The sequence below is a fragment of the Pseudosulfitobacter pseudonitzschiae genome, from assembly GCF_900129395.1.
In the GTDB taxonomy this organism is placed as follows: Bacteria; Pseudomonadota; Alphaproteobacteria; order Rhodobacterales; family Rhodobacteraceae; genus Pseudosulfitobacter; species Pseudosulfitobacter pseudonitzschiae.
Window position 1 is genome coordinate 1 of record NZ_FQVP01000004.1, and the last position, 14,678, is coordinate 14,678.

A 14,678-nucleotide genomic window follows, 5' to 3' on the forward strand; every position below is an offset into this window, starting at 1 on the left:
CAAACATGGGCAACGGCGGGATGACCCCCGCCCAGAAACTGAGAATGGCCGCGTAAATTCTACGACCAAGCCCCCGCAAAAACGGGGGGATTACCCCATTTTGGTGAATCGGTTTTCACCATCTTCTCATATCTTGTCTGTATGGAAGAAAAGTGCTTCGCCATCTCAGTCAGGATCGAACACCGCTCGATGGGACGCGCATAATCTGTGCGGTGCCATGATCTGCGTCTCGGTTACGTCCCTGGATATGTCGATCAGGAACGTATTGCAGAGAACTCCACAACCTTGGAACCGGTAATGCCCTCAGCACTGCGGCGGATCTGTTTGAAGGCATGTGAACAGGAAGTCACAGAACAGGTCGAGGGCATCAAAGCTGCTGTGGAGGCCCTAAAAGCGGGGACGGTCACTCGGGGGGAAGATGGCAGGCCTGTGGTGACAGATGCCGCACACGCGGCGATCCTGCGACCCGTGTGGCGGTCTCTTGGACCTCTCGTCATGGCCCTTGCAGATATGCGCGCAGAATTGTCCACCGGCCTGCTGCGCTTCCGTGATCTGTTCCGCCGCAACGAACTGCAGCCCGAAATCATCGAAGACGGCAGGGACCTGTTAGACGGGATGGCCCCGTACCAGCCGATCACCGCCAACAGGTCGCCGTGAGATTGCTTGGGTAGAAAATTCTGAAAATGCAGGCTTGTTGGATGAGCATTTACGCGAGCATCAAGTTGCCGTCATCAAGGCCTGCCCCACATCAGGTATCCTGAGAAGGCCGAAATCCATAGACACACCGCCAAAAAAGTAAATAAACCATAGAGTGCGTTTCCTTCACCACGGCGCGGCCACAGAGCTTGCGAATAAGCTTTCAACTTCGATAGCAGTGCGTTCACTTTCCTGCTTTCCACATGTTTCAGCTTAGAAAATCTTCAACTGACTGTTCTTGAAGTCAGCCAGCGCGGCTCGGAGAGCGTCTTTTCCAGTCTGGAACAACTCATCCCAGACGAAGCTGGTTCCATTCGAATTGACAATTTCGAGCGTCCACGACGTTTCCTGTCCACGGTAAATCTGGATGTTGAAGCGATGTCCCTCCACCGTCACTGACTGGCTAAGCGGGCTCTCGATTATCTTGATGTCAATCATCGCTTGCACCATTTGTCGATGCTGGCGAGGTCACGGCAACACCAGGTCCAGCTGCAACTTCCCCACCGTCTAAGAACTGGATTCCTTGGCCTTCTAGGGCCTTGCGGATCGCATCATGCGTATCAGCGTACCCGGCCAAAGGGCCATTCTTGCTTTCTAGCCGCTGTATGGTTGGGTAGCTGACCCCGCTTACTTCAGCAAGCTTACTTGCTGACCATTTGAGCAAGGCCCTTGCCGCTCGAACTTGTTCGCCTGTCATTCACCTGCCCAACATGATAGAAATTCTATTGACTTCGATTGCGCTCAACTTTATAGTATTTCTATCATCTTAGGAAGGCAATCGCTATGACAACCGCAGCCACATTCAATCGCACCGCCATTATGACCCACGCATGGGAAACCGTCCGCCGCGCCAATGTGGCGCTCTATGGATTGCGCACGATCCTGCGCCGCGCACTTCGTGCCGCATGGAGTGAGGCCAAGCACAAGCTGGCAATCGCGCAAGTCGAACAGCAGTCGAAAGCGCAAAGCCCCGAAGTTGCCCGCACCCGTGAAGCCATTGCTGCGCTCGAAGGCAAGGACCGCTGGACGCAGGCCGACTATGCCCGCATCGGTGTTCTGCGCGCAGCACTTCGCGCCGCCGAGGATCACGAAGCCGCAGCGCCCGACTACAACGAAAAGCGCAACTTGATCGCCTCTGCCGGTGGCCGCTTCTGTGCCGTTACCTTCACCAAGGCAGATGGCACCGAACGCACGATGCAGGTGAAGCCAGCGACCCTGCAACACCACATCAAAGGCGATAATGCCACAGACGCCGGAAAACGGGCCGCACAGACGCGCAAAGCCCGCCACCCTCACCTGCAGCCTGTCTGGGATGCAAATGCCCGTGCGCCCCGATCCGTAAATCTGGCGACTATCTTACGAATCGCGGTTGACGGGATTGTCCACGAATACCGCGCTTAACTTACCAACGACCATACAACCGTGGCCGAACGCTACAATTGAAAGGAAAAACTCATGAGTAACCTTAAACTCGCACTTCGCGCTTTATCCGACGCCCACGCCGCCCATATGGCTGCTATCGTTGCGGAGGAGGCCGAACAGACCGCAAACGGGGACAAGTCCCCACCCGCGAAAGATTTGGCCGTTGCAGCAGCGGCAGAGGCCGTCCGTGACGCAGAACGCGACCTAGAGTTGATCAAGCCGCAAAGTCCCATCGACGCCCTACGCAAAATCAAAGCATTACTTTGCGAAGGCACCACAGATGAAGCGATTGCATCTATCCTAGCAGACATCGAGCGTCTGACCGATCCTGATTGCGACCCACTTGTGCGCCTCGATGCCCGGTGCCGCCCGTTGCGCAAACTCATCAACAACACACACGGCAGTGATCCGCTGCTGGAAGACATGATTGAGGAATTGCACCAGCTCGAAGCCAAAATGCTGCAGCACGTGCCAACCACTGCCGATGGGCTTGCCGCACTGGCCAACTTGCATTGGGAATCAGAGGGGCCATGCTCACATATGGGATCGCCAGATTGGCAGGACTCAATGCGCAATCCTGCCTACATCGCCATGCTCAACCTGCGCACAGGCGCGCGGCTTATCGCTGGGGAGGCAATCCAATGACCATGACCCTCACGCAAACCATTGCCAGTGCATACGACGTCAGCAGCCTGTTGCGTGTCTGCATTCGTTCCCTCGAATGCGGTGCTACGGACTTGCCCGGCGACGGAGGGGCAACAGCAAACACCGTGAAGATGGCAAGTGACAAGACTGATGGCCTGATCCTCGCGCTCGAACAGCTGGAAGAAACGGCAAATCGCCGGATGCGAGACAACAGCCATGCTGATGGTGCAGCCAAGCTGTTCGGCCAATGGAAAGCCGCCCGCACAGGCCGTGACGCCGTTCTCAAAGCTTTTGTGCCGAAGCACTCGGGTGAGCCAGAAGAACTCGTGGTAATTGACGAGCTAATCGGGCGGCTGGGTGAGCAAATTGCATGCTCCACACCTCAAAGCGACGCAGACGCTGCGGCCATGTTGCAATGGTGCGTGGAAGACTGTGCAGGTGAGTGCTTTGACCCTGATTACTCGAAAGCACTGCGGGCCGTGCTTGCCTACCTGAGAAAGGAGGGAGCAGAGGCCAACTAAACCCGCCCTTCGACGCCCGCACCCTATTTGATGGTGCGGGCGATTACCGCGACAGGATTTTGAAACAATGAATTGCTACACCCACAATCGGAATTGGTCCGACAGGTTTTTGCCTGAAATCAAGCAACTGATCGGGGGCTATCTGTTGGAGACGGCCCCCGATCCTGCTGACCACTTCCATGCCACCGACCTGATGATGTTGGATGCCCGCGATATGCGGGTTGCAGCACGTGTTCGGCGTCCAGGCTATGCACAGCGGTATCCCCACCAGTTCACTATCCGCTCAGCGGTCTCATCAGGGGCGCAGACAGAGCTTTCCAAGATTGTGAACGGTAACGGCGACTGGATGTTCTACGGCCACTCCAACGCGTCACAGACGGGCTTGGAGGCATGGTCACTGATTGACCTGCGGGCGTTCCGGGCAGGGCTGATCCGGCACCGCGCCAACGCGCCCAGCATAGTTATGGGCGACCAGCGCAACGCAGACGGGACGCGTTTCAAGTGGTTCGATATGAGGTCGTTTCCAGCAGATCCACCCTTGGTGGTGGCGCACAGTTGATTCTCTTTCGGAGCCAATTGAATGGGGTTTACCATTTGGTAACCTTTTTCGCTGACCATGCCCTTTTCAAGGAGGCGCAAGGTGACCCAAGCAAAGCGGATAAGAATGCTCGAAAGAGCTTTGATAAGGTACGTCGAAATGTATGGATTAACTGAGGAGGCGCGGGTCTATTTCGAACTCCCCTCGCAGCCGACGCAGACGGCGCGGGAAAGGCTTCTGAACTTTGTTTGGCGCAGAAACCGTACTTCGTGAAGCCTCGCATATCTTTTAGCGCGAGTCTGCGGCAGGCTTCGTCAGCTTTCCACTCTGGAGCCTGACAATGATGAACACCCTTGAGCAGACCGCCCACGCAACTGGTGAAAATGGCACCGTAACAAACTGCCCTTTTCAATCGACCGCACAAATCACCGGCCTTGATCACAGAGAATATCCGTACTGGCATGTGTTGCTCAAAGGCAGGCACATCGGGGTACACAGGCCTGACGACAGAATCTGCAACTGGGTTGCTCGAACGCTGCGCACTGATGGCAAATACCGTCAGAAATGCCTCGGCCCCGCGCTCGACCTGAGTAAGCCGTCAATCACATATGACCTGGCAATCTCACGTGCGTTCGAGTGGTTTGAAACCGGTGCCGTATCCGCTTTGTCCGTGACGCCAGAGCAAGTGGGTCGCGTCACGAGACTTTGCGTCTGCCCAATCGGAGATACCTATACGGTAGGTCACGCGATGGCAGATTATTTGGAATGGTCAAAGCTGGCCCGCTCACCAGGGGGCCACTACAATAATTTGACCCTGATGAATTACCATCTGGTGCCCGAAATCAGCGGCATCCCAATCGAAGAATTCAGCGCAAGGCACCTTCAAGCATTAGCACAAACTGTGCTGGAGCGCCCGCCCAAGCGCGGCTTCGAAAACCCTCGCTCAAGAGTTGACCCGGACACGCTCACAACTGATGAGATCCGAAGGCGCAAACGCACATTCAATTCGTTAGTCACGATTCTTAGGACCGTGTTCCGATATGCTTGGGAGAGCGGACGCCTGCAATCGGAACGCTCATGGAAATGCCTCAACAGGGTCTCCGTGAATCATCAACCGCGCACCATCTTTCTGACGCGAACCGAGTGCGCCAGCCTTATCGAAGCCTGCGGTCCCTCATTGCGTCAACTTGTGCTGGCGGCACTCTACACCGGTTGCCGCGTGGGTGAGCTTGGCGAGTTGCGGGTCGAAGACGTGGCGCGGGATGGATTCGGCATATCCGTGAAGGCGTTCAAGAGAGGCCCGGCAAGGTTTGTGTTTTTGCCCGCTGAAGGCATGACCTTCTTCCTGAACGCCTGCCAAGGGAAAGACCCCATGAGCCACATTTTCTTGTCCACAGAGCAAAAGCCTTGGAAGCGGCAGCACACCTTACAGTTCCGCACCGCAGTCGCGAAAGCGAAGCTCCCAAAGGAATTCGTGTTTCATGGCCTCCGACATACCTATGCCAGTGATCTTGTTGCTAACGGCGCGTCGCTCGACACAGTTGCCAAACAGTTGGGGCATGCCAACACGTTGACCGTGATGAACACATATGGGCACCTCGCTGAGGCGGTGAGAGAAATGCAGGTTCAGCAGTGCTTCTCACAGCTGTCGCCTGAGCGTGATGATTGTTCAGAGCAAAACATTGCGAGATTTAAAGCGATTCGTGATAAGGAGGACCCAAAAAACTGGCGGGAGAAAGGAAGACCAACAACCGACACAACTCTCCCCAGATCCCCTCTTGCAAGGCCAAGTGCTGAGGTCATGCAGGTATTCTCTAAGCTACCGGGTGAGCATTAGCATTTTTTTGGCGGCAGGTTAGCTTCGATGGATAGTTCAATAGCACGTTTTAAGCGAGGATCGGATATACCATCCAATATAAAATACGACTGCGAAAGGTTGTTGTAAGACGCCCATTCGCTCTCCAAAGTCGCGAAGAACTGCTTTGAGAGATATTCGAATTTTGTCTCTACGGTACAGAAGGTTCCCCCAAGAGGCCGACTCATCTCCTTGGAGATAATGTCCCCTAAAACATGCAAGTTTCGGCACATATCCACAGCGATAGGGAGTGGCTTACCATCGATATGAGCAACAAGCGCGGTCCTCCCAGCTTCGGGTATGCTGGTTTCTATGAATTCAACTTCACATTCAATTTCAAGGCGGGCCTTCGCGAGTGCAACGAACTCTGCAGGATCACGACAAATCAAATCAGTCGGAGGAAGTATATAAAGGTTAACATCAGCATGCAGAAATGCGTGGAGGTAATTTTTCCAATAGCCCGATGCCAACGCTTGCAAAACTGCCACTCTTTGGCGGCAAACGACGAAGAGGTAAGGCCAAGATAGACCAATGAAAAAAATTGACACTTTAAGAAGGAAGTCTTGAAGGTCTTCGTCAACCCTAAGCTGTCTCTCCAAAGTAGCAGAGAGAGATGACGCCCAAACCAGCCCCGATCCATCTAAGAGCCTCACGGTATAGGCGCTGATAGATACGACGAAACCTAGCACTGCGAAGGTAAGCAAGGCCAACCAAATCAGGCGTTGGAGCTTCAGCCATTCGGAAGCCCTACAGAGACGCGCCGAAAAACTCACAGTACCTTCATGACTAAATCGAACTTTCCAGGACGGCTTTCGTCCAGATAACAGTCGCCATACTGCCTTCCCAACCTTTCAACTACAGCCTTCAAACTTTTGCGCTTTTTAGCATATGCGTCAACTACTTCGGCCCTTTCAGATGAAACAGAAGCAATGCTTGTCATTCTCACAATTTTTTGGGCTATGGTCGTATCAAAATCGGCCGCCGCCACCTCAAATGCTCTCACCAAGTAATCAAGGCCTTCTGGCGGGTAGACCATTCCGCTTATCCAAATCTCGCCACTTCTCGCTTCAGGTTGGAAGCTGAGGAAAAGCCCATCCTCTCCCACGGCAGAAAACTGCAGTGAAAAGTCATCCTGTCGGTACCTGATGCTCGGATCAAATTCTGACGTGATCCACGGAAAGTTAGATGTCACAGCTTTCGGCCTCGATGAGAGTACTGGGTGAACGAAGCAGCCAAGAATGGAAACAGGGCCGTTTTGACAGAAGCATACGAACACTACCCAGCCTTGTCATCCTTCGCATGGCTGGACAACTACGCAGCTGAGCATGGTTGTCTTCATGTGTAGCTTCTCAGGTTCCGACACAACAGATCAGCGCCGTTGGCCATAGTCGCATTGCATTGGTGATGGCTTACGTAGTTTAGTGCCTTTATCCAATATGACATATTGGGACCCATCCAACTGCGATTGAAAAGACATGACCAACAATCCAGACAAGCTACTGCTCAAGAACGGAGAGCCGCTCTCGCTGATAACCATCGATGGTGTGAAAGATTGGCTCGCAAAAGGCATACGGTTCCATTGCGACTATGATTTGATCGGCTTCACGCAAGATGGCAAGCCCCGGTATCGGTGCATTTATGTGCTGCCCGATGCTGACAAACCCTTCGTCCTGGTTACGACGCGTATTGGGAAACACGGCCCAGAAGTCCGACTATTCAACATTTGGCCTGGCCTGTTCAAGCACCATCATGAGTTCGGTGACGGGCGCATGATTTGCTTCGATGGGAGTTTTGGCCTAGCTCTCGCACAAGTCGACTAGCCCTAATTGCGTAAGCATTGTCGCCAGCTCGTTTCTGATTGACGAAACGTCCCGTGCCAAGACAACTGCCCAACGCAGCGCACGACGGAAGCCCATGTGTTAATCTGAAATGCAAAACCCGCATTCGTCCATCTATGAAGCGCCTAACTGGACCTGATTCGTCGCGTGCAGATCAAAACCGATATACCCGGGCATAATCCCACCACTTGTCCCCCATATGTCCCCCAAACAGCGGTGCATGGCGGATTGGCATCAGCTAGCACCCCGTAAGGGATTGATATGGTGGGAGAAAGTGGTGAGCCGTGTTGGGTTCGAACCAACGACCTACTGATTAAAAGTCAGTTGCTCTACCAACTGAGCTAACGGCCCACTAGGCGGCCTAACTAGAAAGAGTTGGCGGGGTGGTCAAGCCCTATTCACCAACTTTATTTGCCGAGTACTGGATTCATTTCAGGTGCGGGGTTATATGCGCGAAATGGCACAGGATTCTCGAACAAATTTGCCCTTCATGAAGATGCACGGGCTGGGCAACGACTTTGTGGTTGTTGACGCGCGTGCGCATGACATGGCGATCACGCCTGCATTGGCCCAAGCCTTGGGTGACCGGCACCGTGGTGTGGGATTCGATCAGTTGGCCGTGATCGGCAACGGGGCGGGTGACGCGCACCTGACCTTTTACAATTCGGACGGATCGCTGTCCGCCGCCTGCGGCAATGCGACACGCTGCATCGCGCGCTACCTGATGGACGAATCCGGCGCCAAGACACTGCACCTGACCACGGATCGTGGCGATCTGGCCGCGCGCGACATGGGCGACGGAATCACCTCGGTCAACATGGGCCACCCACAACTGGATTGGACCGAGATTCCGCTGGCCCACGAGATGGACACGCTGGAGCTGCCAATTGATGGCACGCCCACGGCCACCGGCATGGGCAATCCGCACTGCACCTTTTTCGTGGACGACGCCGAAGCCGTGGATCTGACGGAACTTGGCCCCCGCATCGAACACCACCCGCTGTACCCGCAACGCACCAACGTCCAGGTTGCGCAGATCACCGGTCCCGACCGCATCCGTATGCGTGTCTGGGAACGTGGCGTGGGGCTGACACTGGCCTCTGGCTCATCCTCCTGCGCCACCGCAGTGGCAGCGGCACGTCGTGGCCTGACAGGGCGTGATGTGGTCATTGACCTGGACGGCGGGCAACTGCGCGTCGAATGGCGCGACGATGGCGTCTGGATGACCGGTGCCACCATGCACGTCTTTTCGGGCGAACTGACGCAGGCGTTTCTGGACAGCCTGACATGAGCGCCCCGATCTTCTCGAATCACGGCTGCCGCCTGAACGCTTACGAACTTGAGGCGATGAAGGAACTGGCCGAGGGTGCAGGGCTGCAAGACGCCGTGGTGGTCAACACCTGCGCCGTCACCGCCGAGGCGGTGCGCAAGGCCCGTCAGGACATCCGCAAGCTGCGCAAGGCCAATCCGAACGCCCGCCTGATCGTCACTGGCTGCGCGGCCCAGACCGAGCCAGACACCTTCGCCAACATGGCCGAGGTCGACGCGGTGATCGGCAACACCGAGAAGATGCAGGCGAACACATGGTCCGGCCTTGCCGGCAACTTTGGCACCGAACCTGTGCAGGTTGACGACATCATGTCGGTGACCGAAACCGCAGGCCACCTGATCGACGGCTTTGGCACCCGCAGCCGCGCCTATGTGCAGGTCCAGAATGGTTGTGATCACCGCTGTACCTTCTGCATCATCCCCTACGGTCGCGGCAACTCGCGTTCGGTGCCTGCGGGGGTCGTGGTGGACCAGATCAAGCGTCTTGTGGACCGCGGCTATAACGAGGTGGTGCTGACTGGCGTTGATCTGACGTCCTGGGGCGCCGACCTGCCTGCCGCGCCACGTCTGGGCGATCTGGTGATGCGTATTCTCAAACTGGTCCCCGACCTGCCCCGCCTGCGCATCAGCTCGATTGATTCGATTGAGGTGGACGAGGCATTGATGCAGGCGATTGGCACGGAACAGCGGTTGATGCCGCACCTGCACCTGTCGCTGCAACACGGCGACGACCTGATCCTGAAACGGATGAAGCGCCGACACCTGCGCGGTGATGCCATCCGGTTTGCCCAAGAGGCGCGCGCACTGCGGCCAGACATGACCTTTGGTGCCGACATCATCGCGGGCTTCCCGACCGAGACCGAAGCGCATTTTGAAAACGCGCTGGCACTGGTCGAAGAATGCGACCTGACGTGGCTGCATGTCTTTCCCTATTCGCCGCGCCCCGGAACCCCTGCGGCGCGGATGCCGCAAGTGAACGGCCGCGCGATCAAGGAACGTGCCGCACGGCTGCGAGAGGCCGGTGCAGCGCAGGTTCAGCGCCACTTGAGCGCACAGATGGGCCGCACCCACCAGATCCTTATGGAAAGCCCGCATATGGGCCGCACGGCGCAATTCACCGAAGTGCATTTCGACGCGCCCCGGACCGAAGGCAGCATCGTCACCGCCCGCATCACAGGTATGGCGGACAGTCACCTGCTGGCCTGACACACCTCACCGAACGCCAGACAACGAAAACCCCCGCCCTGTTGCCAGCGCGGGGGTTTGTCATGTCGTCCAAGGCGTCAGGATCAATCCTTGCGCTTGTACTTTTTCTTGACCGGCGCCCAGATGCGCTTGTTGGTCAGGTACAGCAGAACCGACAGCAGCGTCAGGAACACAACGCCGACAAAGCCAGCCTGTTTGCGCTGCGACAGCTTGGGTTCAGCGGTCCACATCAGGAACGCCGCAACGTCCTGCGCTTCGTGGTGCAGTTCGTTCGAGTGGCCATCGGCAAACTCGACATCCTCGCCGCTCAGCGGTTGGGCCATGGCGATCCAGCTGCCCGGGTACATATGGTGCCCGTCCTCGTCCTTGCACTCTTCCGGATAACCACCTGCCGTAAATGCGGTGTTGTAGTGTCCGGGGAAATCCGCAGGGGCGCAGCTGGGTGCGTCTTCGTAGCTGATCAGCAGGGTGGCAATATATTCAGGGCCACCGATGCCGTTCATCAACTGGTTGATCCCCAGGTTATAGGGACCATGGAACCCCGCGCGCGCCTTGGCCATCAGGCTCAGGTCGGGCGCGTTCTCCAATGCGGATACGGGGAAGTGATCCACCGGCTTGCCGGGGCGCATGTCGTCCAGTTCAGGATCAAAAACCTCGAACTGTTCGGAATAGGCGCGCACCTGATCTTCGGGCAGATGAGGCCCGCCCTCATCCGCCAGGGTCCGCAGCGGCACGAACTTCAGACCGTGACAGGCCGAGCATACCTCGGTGTAGATCTGAAGGCCGCGCTGCAGCTGGTTGGTGTCGTAGGTGCCAAACGGACCGTCGAACGGGAAATCGAAGTTCTCGACATGCCCTCCGCCGCCAGCGGCATAAGCGCCCCCTGCCAGACCAAAGGCCACAGCAGCGCCAAGTGCGATTTTCTTGAACATGGTGCTCATCCTCTTATTCCGCAGGCTGCGACGCGGCGTCGGCCTTGGCCGAACCGGTCTTGGCCACTTTTGCGGCAAAGTCGTCTTCGATTGTCGCGGGCTGTGCATCGGGTTTTTCAATCACACCCAGCAGCGGCAGGATGATCAGGAAATAGGCGAACCAATAGGCCGACGCGATCAGCGAGAAGCTGGCGTAGGGTTCTTCCGCAGGCATCGACCCCAGCCACATCAGTGCGAGAAAGTCGACGACCAACAGCGCGAACCACATCTTGAACATCGGGCGATAGCGGCCCGACCGTACCGAAGATGTATCCAGCCACGGCACCAGCGCCATAACGGCAATCGCACCGAACATCGCCAGAACACCAAAGAACTTGGCGTCGATGATGCCGCCGGTCACGAAGGACGCGATCTGAACGACCCACACTTCCGAAGTGAACGCCCGCAGGATCGCGTAGAACGGCAGGAAGTACCATTCGGGCACGATGTGCGCAGGTGTCGAAAGCGGGTTGGCTTCCAGGTAGTTGTCCGGGTGGCCCAGGTAGTTCGGCATAAAGCCGACGACCGCAAAGAACACCACCAGAATGACGGCCAGCGCGAACAGGTCCTTGATCACGAAATAGGGCCAGAAGGGCAGCGTGTCTTTCTCGGCTTCTTCTTTCGATCCTTTGCGCACATCAACGCCCGTGGGGTTGTTGTTGCCGGTCGAATGGAAGGCCCAGACGTGAACGATGACCAGACCCGCGATCAGGAACGGCAGCAGGTAGTGCAGGCTGAAGAAACGGTTCAGCGTGGCGTTGTCCACCGCAGGCCCGCCCAGCAGGAAGGTTTGCAGACCTTCACCAATGAACGGAATCGCGCCGAACAGGCCGGTAATAACCGTGGCGCCCCAGAACGACATCTGACCCCAGGGCAGAACATAGCCCATAAAGCCGGTTGCCATCATCAGCAGATAGATCAGCATACCGATGATCCATGTGATCTCGCGCGGGGCCTTGTAGGACCCGTAGTACAGACCGCGGAAAATGTGGGCATAAACAGCCACAAAGAACAGCGAAGCGCCGTTTGCGTGCAGGTACCGCAGCATATAGCCGCCGTTCACGTCACGCATGATATGCTCGACGCTGGCGAATGCCATGTCGACGTGCGGTGTATAGTGCATCACCAGAACGATACCGGTGACGATTTGCAAGACCAGGCAGAACACCAGAACGATGCCCCAGATCCACATCCAGTTCAGGTTCTTGGGTGTGGGGATCATCAATGTGTCGTACAGCAAACCGACAACGGGCAGACGGCTGTGCAGCCATTTTTCTCCGCCGGTTTTCGGTTCGTAATGGTCGTGAGGAATTCCAGACATTGCGTTCCCTTCCCTTAACCCAGTTTAATCGTGGTTGCGTCCACGAATTCAGCCACAGGAACCGGAAGGTTCTGCGGTGCTGGCCCTTTGCGGATACGGCCCGCTGTGTCGTAGTGTGAACCGTGGCAGGGGCAGAACCAGCCGCCAAAGTCGCCCGCGTCGCCCAAGGGCACACAGCCCAGGTGCGTGCAAACGCCCATCATCACCAGCCATTCGCTGTCGGCATTTGCGTCGCCGCCGACCGGAACCAGCGACCGGTTCGGGTCGGTGGCGGGCGCATCAGCCGCGATGTTCGCGTTGCGCGCAATCGGATCGGGCAGCGTTGCCGGATCAACCTCGTTCGCCGCGGCCACTTCGGCCTCGGTGCGCAGACGGATGAACACGGGCTTGCCCAGCCATTTCACGGTCAACTGTGTGCCCGGCGCCACGCCTGACACGTCCACGCGAATCGACGACTGCGCCTTAACGTCCGCCGAGGGGTTCATCTGATTGACCAGCGGCCAGACGGCAGCACCTACCGCTACTGCACCTGCACCCGCCGTTGCGTAGTACAGGAAATCGCGCCGGTTGCCGTCGTGTTCATCTGTGTGGGACACGGGGTTTTCTCCAACTCTCTTGACCCTCGGGGGTCATTCGCCAATGGGGCCACGCAACAAAGCGCGGCCTTCCTCGGGGCGTATCTAACGGGGTGAACCTGTCCAGTCCAGCATCATTGATGTCGCATGTCGCCACATGTGGGAACTTTATCAGCCTGTGACGCACAGAAACGCAGGATTCGCCCCTTGTGCCTTAGGGTACAGTCGCTTGCATCGAATCGCGCGCGTTGAATTTGGCGGCCCAAGCGGCCAAAGCATCGCGGCCCTTGCGCCAGTTGCGATCCTCGTGGCGGAAGTCCAGATAGCCCAGCGCACAGCCGACTGCGATATGACCAATATCCAATGGCCCGTGCAGATGCGCCATCCAGCGGTTGTCCAGCGCATCCAGCCCGCGCGACACCTTTTCCCACTGGTTTTCGACCCATGTGTCCGACTGCTGCGCGGGATCGCGCAGGCGCCGCTCGTAAACCATGCTGACCGCTGCTTCCATGATCGCGTCGCCGGTGGCTTCCAGCGTCAGCGTCTCCCAGGGGTTTGTCGCGGGATAGAGGCCCGCCTTGGCCCGGTCGTCCAGAAACCGCGTGATAACCCGGCTGTCATACAGCGTCGCACCGCCGTTGCGCACCAGCGCCGGGATCTTGCCAATCGGGTTCGCCGCGGCCAGTTCGGCAGGCGTGGCACCGGGGGCAGTGGTCACATTGACGATCTCGACATCGTCCAGTTGCTGCGTCTCGCGCAACACCACCAGGACCTTGCGGACAAAGGGCGACGCCCCGGACATCAACAGCTTCATTCGGCTCTCTCCCTTGAATGTTGCGTCACCCTAACGAAGGCCGCGCGACAGTCAAACGCGCATCTAATCACCCGAGCCCGCACCACGCATCAGCGCGGCCAGTACCGCCAGATCGCTGCCCACGCCAAAGGCCTCGACCCCGCCCGCTGCGCGCAATCGCACGTCATCAGGTTTGTTCTGGCTCAACTTCCATGTGCCATCCACACCGGTTACCGTGATCCGGCATGGCACGATCTGGCGCATCATCCGCTCCAGCGCGGTGGCGTCCATCTTGTCCGTGGTCCAGGGTGCCTTGGGCTGCAACCGATCTTCGAAATGCGCCGACTGTAGGTCCAGCAGCGCGCGCAGCTCGTCCTGCGGGCGCAATTCCAGCATTCCAGTCAGATGCACGGCGACGTAATTCCACGTCGGCACCTGATCGGGCACCTCGTACCAGTCGGGCGACACATAGCTGTCGCCACCACTGACCGCCAAACGCACCGGCTGCGGGCTGGCCAGCAGCCGCGCGATGGGATTGGAGCGCACCAGATGCAGTGCCACGCTGGCCCCGTCATCGGACAACACGAAAGGTACGTGGCTGATCAGCGGCCCGTCGGGCGCATTCATCGCCAGCACGCCAAAACCACGGTCACGGGCAAAGGCCAGATTGCGCGCCGCGTCAGCGTCGTGAAAAACCGGATTAGGGTGCATGAATAACGTCCCGTTCAAAAGCCACGGTTCCTATTGCAGCCTTTGCCTGCTTTTGACAATCTAACCCTGTTCTCAGGGCGGGGTGCAATTCCCCACCGGCGGTATGCGGGCATGACCCGTAAGCCCGCGAGCGGCGCTTGCATCGCAGGCGTGTCAGCAGATCCGGTGAGATGCCGGAGCCGACGGTCATAGTCCGGATGAAAGAGAACGTGTCATGTCTGTGCTCTGTGGCGCAGCTGTGGCATGTAATCGCCTTG

18 protein-coding genes, 1 tRNA gene and 1 riboswitch are annotated in these 14,678 nt (G+C 57.5%); of the genes, 9 read left to right on the forward strand and 10 right to left on the reverse strand.

Going from position 1 to position 14,678, the window contains the following annotated elements; translation table 11 throughout:
• The first annotated feature begins 297 nt into the window (after positions 1–297).
• Positions 298–657, forward strand: a complete 360-nt coding sequence (locus BUC08_RS24925) for a hypothetical protein (protein WP_143186729.1) — start codon at positions 298–300, stop codon at positions 655–657.
• A gap of 252 nt (positions 658–909) precedes the next feature.
• Here the strand turns inward: BUC08_RS24925 and BUC08_RS11800 are convergent, their stop codons facing one another.
• A complete protein-coding gene (locus BUC08_RS11800) occupies positions 910–1,134 on the reverse strand; it encodes a hypothetical protein (RefSeq protein ID WP_037922245.1) in 225 nt (74 codons plus the stop codon).
• Positions 1,127–1,393 (reverse strand): helix-turn-helix domain-containing protein, encoded by a 267-nt coding sequence (locus BUC08_RS25110; RefSeq protein WP_037922247.1) that lies wholly within the window; start codon positions 1,391–1,393, stop codon positions 1,127–1,129. The genes BUC08_RS11800 and BUC08_RS25110 overlap by 8 nt, the downstream gene beginning before the upstream one ends.
• A gap of 86 nt (positions 1,394–1,479) precedes the next feature.
• On the opposite strand from BUC08_RS25110, the gene BUC08_RS11810 reads away from it, so the two are divergent.
• The 5 genes from BUC08_RS11810 to BUC08_RS11830 all read left to right on the forward strand — a co-directional run bounded on the left by BUC08_RS11810 (position 1,480) and on the right by BUC08_RS11830 (position 5,659).
• Positions 1,480–2,097 carry a hypothetical protein gene (locus BUC08_RS11810; RefSeq protein WP_037922250.1) on the forward strand — a complete coding sequence of 206 codons (618 nt, stop codon included), beginning with the start codon at positions 1,480–1,482 and terminating at the stop codon, positions 2,095–2,097.
• 54 nt (positions 2,098–2,151) lie between these two features.
• Complete coding sequence (locus tag BUC08_RS11815; RefSeq protein WP_037922253.1) at positions 2,152–2,763, forward strand: hypothetical protein; 612 nt, start codon at positions 2,152–2,154, stop codon at positions 2,761–2,763.
• Complete coding sequence (locus BUC08_RS11820) at positions 2,760–3,284, forward strand: hypothetical protein (RefSeq protein WP_143186730.1); 525 nt, start codon at positions 2,760–2,762, stop codon at positions 3,282–3,284. The genes BUC08_RS11815 and BUC08_RS11820 overlap by 4 nt, the downstream gene beginning before the upstream one ends.
• 67 nt (positions 3,285–3,351) lie before the next feature.
• Entirely contained in the window at positions 3,352–3,843 is a 492-nt protein-coding gene (locus tag BUC08_RS11825; protein WP_037922260.1) for a hypothetical protein, read from the forward strand.
• A gap of 319 nt (positions 3,844–4,162) precedes the next feature.
• Positions 4,163–5,659 (forward strand): tyrosine-type recombinase/integrase, encoded by a 1,497-nt coding sequence (locus BUC08_RS11830; protein WP_051693956.1) that lies wholly within the window; start codon positions 4,163–4,165, stop codon positions 5,657–5,659.
• Here the strand turns inward: BUC08_RS11830 and BUC08_RS11835 are convergent.
• The gene (locus BUC08_RS11835; protein ID WP_037922262.1) at positions 5,656–6,450 is read right to left on the reverse strand and encodes a hypothetical protein; all 795 of its coding nucleotides are present in this window, start codon (positions 6,448–6,450) and stop codon (positions 5,656–5,658) included. The genes BUC08_RS11830 and BUC08_RS11835 overlap by 4 nt on opposite strands.
• Positions 6,447–6,869, reverse strand: a complete 423-nt coding sequence (locus BUC08_RS11840; protein WP_143186731.1) for a hypothetical protein — start codon at positions 6,867–6,869, stop codon at positions 6,447–6,449. The genes BUC08_RS11835 and BUC08_RS11840 overlap by 4 nt, the downstream gene beginning before the upstream one ends.
• Before the next feature lie 283 nt (positions 6,870–7,152).
• Here BUC08_RS11840 and BUC08_RS11845 point away from each other — a divergent pair, with 283 nt between their 5' ends.
• The gene (locus tag BUC08_RS11845) at positions 7,153–7,497 is read left to right on the forward strand and encodes a hypothetical protein (RefSeq protein ID WP_051693957.1); all 345 of its coding nucleotides are present in this window, start codon (positions 7,153–7,155) and stop codon (positions 7,495–7,497) included.
• A gap of 293 nt (positions 7,498–7,790) precedes the next feature.
• Here the strand turns inward: BUC08_RS11845 and BUC08_RS11850 are convergent.
• Positions 7,791–7,866 (reverse strand) — tRNA-Lys (locus BUC08_RS11850).
• Positions 7,867–7,972: 106 nt separating this feature from the next.
• Here BUC08_RS11850 and dapF point away from each other — a divergent pair.
• Together dapF and mtaB are read left to right on the forward strand one after the other, a co-directional pair.
• Positions 7,973–8,806 carry a diaminopimelate epimerase gene (gene dapF / locus BUC08_RS11855; RefSeq protein ID WP_081855328.1) on the forward strand — a complete coding sequence of 278 codons (834 nt, stop codon included), beginning with the start codon at positions 7,973–7,975 and terminating at the stop codon, positions 8,804–8,806.
• Positions 8,803–10,050, forward strand: coding sequence for a tRNA (N(6)-L-threonylcarbamoyladenosine(37)-C(2))-methylthiotransferase MtaB (gene mtaB / locus BUC08_RS11860; protein WP_037922272.1), 1,248 nt, complete (start codon positions 8,803–8,805; stop codon positions 10,048–10,050). Before dapF ends, mtaB begins: the two co-directional genes overlap by 4 nt.
• Positions 10,051–10,133: 83 nt before the next feature.
• On the opposite strand, the gene BUC08_RS11865 is transcribed toward mtaB, so the two are convergent.
• The 5 genes from BUC08_RS11865 to BUC08_RS11885 form a co-directional block, all read right to left on the reverse strand.
• Entirely contained in the window at positions 10,134–10,982 is an 849-nt protein-coding gene (locus BUC08_RS11865) for a cytochrome c1 (RefSeq protein WP_081855315.1), read from the reverse strand.
• 13 nt (positions 10,983–10,995) lie between these two features.
• Entirely contained in the window at positions 10,996–12,342 is a 1,347-nt protein-coding gene (petB, locus tag BUC08_RS11870; protein WP_037922289.1) for a cytochrome b, read from the reverse strand.
• Positions 12,343–12,356: 14 nt separating this feature from the next.
• Positions 12,357–12,938 (reverse strand): ubiquinol-cytochrome c reductase iron-sulfur subunit, encoded by a 582-nt coding sequence (petA, locus tag BUC08_RS11875; RefSeq protein ID WP_037922291.1) that lies wholly within the window; start codon positions 12,936–12,938, stop codon positions 12,357–12,359.
• Positions 12,939–13,131: 193 nt separating this feature from the next.
• Positions 13,132–13,731 carry a glutathione S-transferase gene (locus BUC08_RS11880; RefSeq protein WP_037922293.1) on the reverse strand — a complete coding sequence of 200 codons (600 nt, stop codon included), beginning with the start codon at positions 13,729–13,731 and terminating at the stop codon, positions 13,132–13,134.
• 63 nt (positions 13,732–13,794) lie between these two features.
• Positions 13,795–14,421, reverse strand: coding sequence for an FMN-binding negative transcriptional regulator (locus BUC08_RS11885; protein ID WP_037922296.1), 627 nt, complete (start codon positions 14,419–14,421; stop codon positions 13,795–13,797).
• A 64-nt stretch (positions 14,422–14,485) separates the two neighbouring features.
• A riboswitch (FMN riboswitch) is annotated at positions 14,486–14,634 on the forward strand.
• Positions 14,635–14,678 lie beyond the last annotated feature (44 nt).

Coding starts and splice junctions, on each gene's coding strand:
- BUC08_RS24925 (WP_143186729.1), top strand. CDS start 298: ATGCCCTCAGCACTGCGGCGGATCTGTTTGAAGGCATGTGAACAGGAA.
- BUC08_RS11800 (WP_037922245.1), bottom strand. CDS start 1,134: ATGATTGACATCAAGATAATCGAGAGCCCGCTTAGCCAGTCAGTGACG.
- BUC08_RS25110 (WP_037922247.1), bottom strand. CDS start 1,393: ATGACAGGCGAACAAGTTCGAGCGGCAAGGGCCTTGCTCAAATGGTCA.
- BUC08_RS11810 (WP_037922250.1), top strand. CDS start 1,480: ATGACAACCGCAGCCACATTCAATCGCACCGCCATTATGACCCACGCA.
- BUC08_RS11815 (WP_037922253.1), top strand. CDS start 2,152: ATGAGTAACCTTAAACTCGCACTTCGCGCTTTATCCGACGCCCACGCC.
- BUC08_RS11820 (WP_143186730.1), top strand. CDS start 2,760: ATGACCATGACCCTCACGCAAACCATTGCCAGTGCATACGACGTCAGC.
- BUC08_RS11825 (WP_037922260.1), top strand. CDS start 3,352: ATGAATTGCTACACCCACAATCGGAATTGGTCCGACAGGTTTTTGCCT.
- BUC08_RS11830 (WP_051693956.1), top strand. CDS start 4,163: ATGATGAACACCCTTGAGCAGACCGCCCACGCAACTGGTGAAAATGGC.
- BUC08_RS11845 (WP_051693957.1), top strand. CDS start 7,153: ATGACCAACAATCCAGACAAGCTACTGCTCAAGAACGGAGAGCCGCTC.
- dapF (WP_081855328.1), top strand. CDS start 7,973: ATGGCACAGGATTCTCGAACAAATTTGCCCTTCATGAAGATGCACGGG.
- mtaB (WP_037922272.1), top strand. CDS start 8,803: ATGAGCGCCCCGATCTTCTCGAATCACGGCTGCCGCCTGAACGCTTAC.
- BUC08_RS11865 (WP_081855315.1), bottom strand. CDS start 10,982: ATGTTCAAGAAAATCGCACTTGGCGCTGCTGTGGCCTTTGGTCTGGCA.
- petB (WP_037922289.1), bottom strand. CDS start 12,342: ATGTCTGGAATTCCTCACGACCATTACGAACCGAAAACCGGCGGAGAA.
- BUC08_RS11880 (WP_037922293.1), bottom strand. CDS start 13,731: ATGAAGCTGTTGATGTCCGGGGCGTCGCCCTTTGTCCGCAAGGTCCTG.
- BUC08_RS11885 (WP_037922296.1), bottom strand. CDS start 14,421: ATGCACCCTAATCCGGTTTTTCACGACGCTGACGCGGCGCGCAATCTG.